Source organism: Oligoflexus sp. (genome assembly GCF_035638955.1).
GTDB lineage: Bacteria > Bdellovibrionota_B > Oligoflexia > Oligoflexales > Oligoflexaceae > Oligoflexus.
Genome location: NZ_DASQYZ010000328.1, coordinates 1 through 3,952 on the forward strand (window position 1 = coordinate 1; position 3,952 = coordinate 3,952).

Below are 3,952 nucleotides of genomic sequence, written 5' to 3' on the forward strand. Positions count from 1 at the left end.
AAAACCATGGTGTACATGATAGACACCCGATTCATCGACAGAAGAAAAGTATCAAAGCAGAGGCCTTTTCGCAAGGAAACTGCACTCCATTTCATACTGTGAGAGCGGCTGACGACAAACAGAGAGACCCGGCTTTTAAAGGATTATTTATCAGGAAAAGTCTCCCCGTTCAGGATAGCTTTAGGGAGTCCTTACGGGCCTAACTACGAAGCAATTTCAAGCGACCTTTAAGATAATCAGCGAAATAATCAGAAAATGAATTTGCTTGATTACATTCATGTACTTCGCTTGGTGACATTGTGACGGTTTTGAGATCAGGACTGGTAAAGGTTTTCAGTCGATCGATTTCATCATATGTGAACGATTCCGTTGGCTCTGTCGCAAACATTTCCAAGGTAGAAGTGAGTTTCTGAAGGGATCATTCCCTGGACGCAGTTATCCTGCGAGGGCGTAAAATTGCTCGAATGGAGTGGAGCCCGGGATATCAATCTGACCTTTTTTGATCATGGCCATCATCTCAATGCCGGCAATCGTTTTCGCAGCCGACATGAAGGTCTTGAAGCCGAGCATGGACCTTGTCCTTTGCCGGACCCGCCTGTGATCCTTCTCGACAATATTGTTAAGATATTTCACCTGCCGGAGATCAATGTCGGTGGAATGCTCATGATTGAAAGCCTTAAGGCCGGCGGCGTTTGCCCCTGACTTATCCGTATTGATCTTTCCGGGGACACCGTGCTGACGAACGGCCTTTTTCAAAAACCTGAGAGCAGCTTTCTGATCCCTCTTTGCCGCGAGAAGAAAATCAATGGTCTCACCATCCTCATCCACTGCGCGGTAAAGCCATTTGAGCTTTCCTTTGACCTTGATGGCCATTTCATCCCAGCGCCAGCTGGCTCCCACGGACCTCTTTCGCTTTCTAAATTCTGCTTCGAGCTGAGGGGTATAGTGAAGAACCCACCTATGGATGGTCGAGTGATCGACGTGAACGCCGCGTTCAGCCATCATTTCCTCGAGGTCCCTCGTGGAGAGCCTATAGCTGAGATACCAGCGGATGGAGGTCAGAATAATCGACTTTTGGAAATGCCGTCCTTTGAAGCTCAGCGCCACAACCACTCCCTGGATACGGTGAGCTGGCGAATATGACGAGTCCCAGGTCAAAATACCAGAGGTTTTTTGCAACACAACGGGGAGAACCCGGTGTGCAAGCGGTACAAGTAAGGCACTGGAGACGACGTTAGGGATGACGGAGTCGGCTGAATGAGCAATGTAGCGGATAGCGACTGTGGAGCAAGGGTCGACAGATCTGAAGAGCGTTTTGGGAGAAACAGTGTCCGTGCACTGCAACGACGGAAAAAGGCTCCTTCGCAAACATTTCCGGGGCTGAAGTGCCGGGCGCCGCGTGATAGTGGGAGTATTTTCCTTGGCAGTCTTGTACATATTATTAAATCTGTTCGTCCTGGCTTTGAGCTTTTTTCGCCAGTTTTCAAAATCAGTCAGATATATCGACCGGGCTGGCTCGGGAATATGGAACGCACCAGCTTTCATTCCGGGCCATACGATGTTAAAGAATACGTCGTCGAACTTTCTGATATACTGCCGCCGATTTTTGATTTCCTCCGAGCCGGTGATGGCGGTATGTACGTCGGCTGCTGTCATAATCTCATCACGGTGCAAAAGTGCAGCAGTTCCCGCAAAAACCATCGCCCATTCAGGATGAACGCGCCCGGGATCAGCCAAACCATGAAAAAGAGTTTTGAATATCCAATCGCCATGGATCTCACGCAGCGTGAGATATTCAAGCGGCGAAAAGCGGATGAACGGATAATACCCAAGGGCCTTCGACTCTTCCGTGAAATCAGGATACACTTTTTCTTCGCTCCTATTTCCCTCGCCACGTAATCAACCTTGCAAATCAGTTCAAACCGCCGCCCCTATGAGCCTAGGGGCAGCAATACTGTCAAACATTTTGGGCTTGATAACAGACTTACGCCAGCTTTCAATTTCAACGAAATTGCCCGAAATTTCCAGAACAAACCGCATTTTCCGGATTTATTTATAAATGACTGTCGTATGAAATATTTTTAGAGAATGGTCTCACGTGCCTTCAGAGAAGCTTTCCACGAAAAAGGCCGTCTCTGTAAATTGCAGGGGCGGCCAGTTCCTTGGCTGTAGAGCAGAAAACTGTAGCGTACAATATCATTCCAAATCAGAAGCACTTTTGCCATAAAAAAAGCCGCCAGCAATATCGCCAGCGGCCGTACCCAAATCCACAATTCAGTGAAGTAACGGGCCGAGCATCACTTATCACCATAAAGCGATCAACCGTAAAAAACCGCCCATACCAAAAGATATGGGCGGCTGATCCATAAAAAAGCATCTGTTCAGTCGAATAATGCCATCACTCCGTAAGCCCGGCCACAAAAAAATTGCCGGCATTGAAACGCCGGCAGAGAAACGATCGCTTCCAATTTTCGTTGCCTTCAATGCGGAAATGCAGTGACCATTATATCATGACGACTGACGTTAATGGCCATAAAAAGGCGGCAGGAAAAATCGATCACAATCAGGCGCCGTGAAACCAGCTCCTGGTAAAGAGCCTGACTGGAGCCGAAAAAGTGCATTGCTCCTCAATCCTTGTTAAACTGAGAAGCACCAACATTTAATAAAATGCCAGTGATCATTGTTCAATTCAAATCGGATCATGAAAGCCTGTCTCACGAAGCTTTTTCTGCTCCTTAAGGATTGGTTCCCAGAAATAATCCCCAGCCTTCCGCTGGCCATCGAGCAGAATAAGGGTGCGCTTTACCGTTATCTTCAGAATCACACCCCACCGTCCTTTCACGCATACGCGCGCACCGGTTACAAAGGGGAAATCCCAGTCCTCCGGCCATAAGTCCTGGTGCTCAAAGCGCAACTTCTTCAGGATATTGTCATCACCCCTGCCGGCATCTTCGGTCCCGGACCCGGCAGCAAAACACCCTAGCACGCGCTCCCAATCAAAGTTGGTTTGGCCCTTCGTGCCAGACTTGGTCATGGCACAGCGCTCGAGATTCATGCCGATCACCCGCCCCCAAGTGCCCTCAATGCGAAGACGCATGCCGATGAATACCGGGAAAACATCATGGCCAGGCAGCAGCGAGCGATAATCATCCAAAAGCTCACCGGCCACCCTCTCCTCCCGCTCTATTTCGCTGTCAAGCACCGACTTGCTGAGCGATATATTCATAGCATCAACCTGAGGCAAATCACGACTTCGCACGAAATCAAACACAGCCTGTCGTCGACGCAATCCAATCAGACGCCACGCGTCCGACACCTTTTTTCGGGCAGTCTCTACATCGTCAGCCGCGCGGCGATCGAGCACGACAAGGGCTTCCTTCTCAGCTGCCGCCAGTGATCTTTCCTTATTCCGACGTGCAGCCTCCTCCTCACGACGGCGGATTTGCTCGACACGGTTGGGCATCTGCACTCGCACAAAGTCATAGTCAAGAACCAGCTCCGGCTCAGGCACTGATGACGTTGGTTCCACCTTCTCACTCATCGCGTAGCTATGCTCGCGGACTATGCGGTCAAGCATTATTCATCGTCCTCCCGGGTTTCATGCCGTGGTGCCTGGCCTTCACGCTCTCCATCGGATCATCCTCTGGCAGGATCGCCGGCACACGCCCTGCATCACAGGCCAATCCTCTGGCCGAATCCTATTCTCTCTGATTGATGAGAGAAATAATCATCGTGCACTTCACCGCATCCTATGTCCTGGGCGGACCGCGGGGCGATGAGAACATAATCAGGCATTTACGTGCTGTCACTCAAAACCATGGTGTACATGATAGACACCCGATTCATCGACAGAAGAAAAGTATCAAAGCAGAGGCCTTTTCGCAAGGAAACTGCACTCCATTTCATACTGTGAGAGCGGCTGACGACAAACAGAGAGACCCGGCTTTTAAAG

Annotated in this window: 3 protein-coding genes; 1 reads left to right on the plus strand and 2 read right to left on the minus strand. The window is 49.9% G+C overall.

The window, feature by feature from the left end:
- Positions 1-435 precede the first annotated feature (435 nt).
- Positions 436-1,107, minus strand: coding sequence for an IS6 family transposase (locus tag VE954_RS29480; RefSeq protein ID WP_324959700.1), 672 nt, complete (start codon positions 1,105-1,107; stop codon positions 436-438).
- A 150-nt stretch (positions 1,108-1,257) separates the two neighbouring features.
- Here VE954_RS29480 and VE954_RS29485 point away from each other — a divergent pair, with 150 nt between their 5' ends.
- On the plus strand, positions 1,258-1,899 hold the full coding sequence (locus tag VE954_RS29485; RefSeq protein ID WP_324959703.1) for a hypothetical protein: 642 nt from the start codon (positions 1,258-1,260) through the stop codon (positions 1,897-1,899).
- 790 nt (positions 1,900-2,689) lie between these two features.
- Here the strand turns inward: VE954_RS29485 and VE954_RS29490 are convergent.
- The gene (locus VE954_RS29490; RefSeq protein ID WP_324959704.1) at positions 2,690-3,577 is read right to left on the minus strand and encodes a hypothetical protein; all 888 of its coding nucleotides are present in this window, start codon (positions 3,575-3,577) and stop codon (positions 2,690-2,692) included.
- Positions 3,578-3,952: the final 375 nt, after the last annotated feature.

What these genes read in the sequence shown, in the direction of transcription:
- VE954_RS29485 (WP_324959703.1), top strand. Translation starts at nt 1,258, where the DNA reads ATGAGCAATGTAGCGGATAGCGACTGTGGAGCAAGGGTCGACAGATCT.
- VE954_RS29490 (WP_324959704.1), bottom strand. Translation starts at nt 3,577, where the DNA reads ATGCTTGACCGCATAGTCCGCGAGCATAGCTACGCGATGAGTGAGAAG.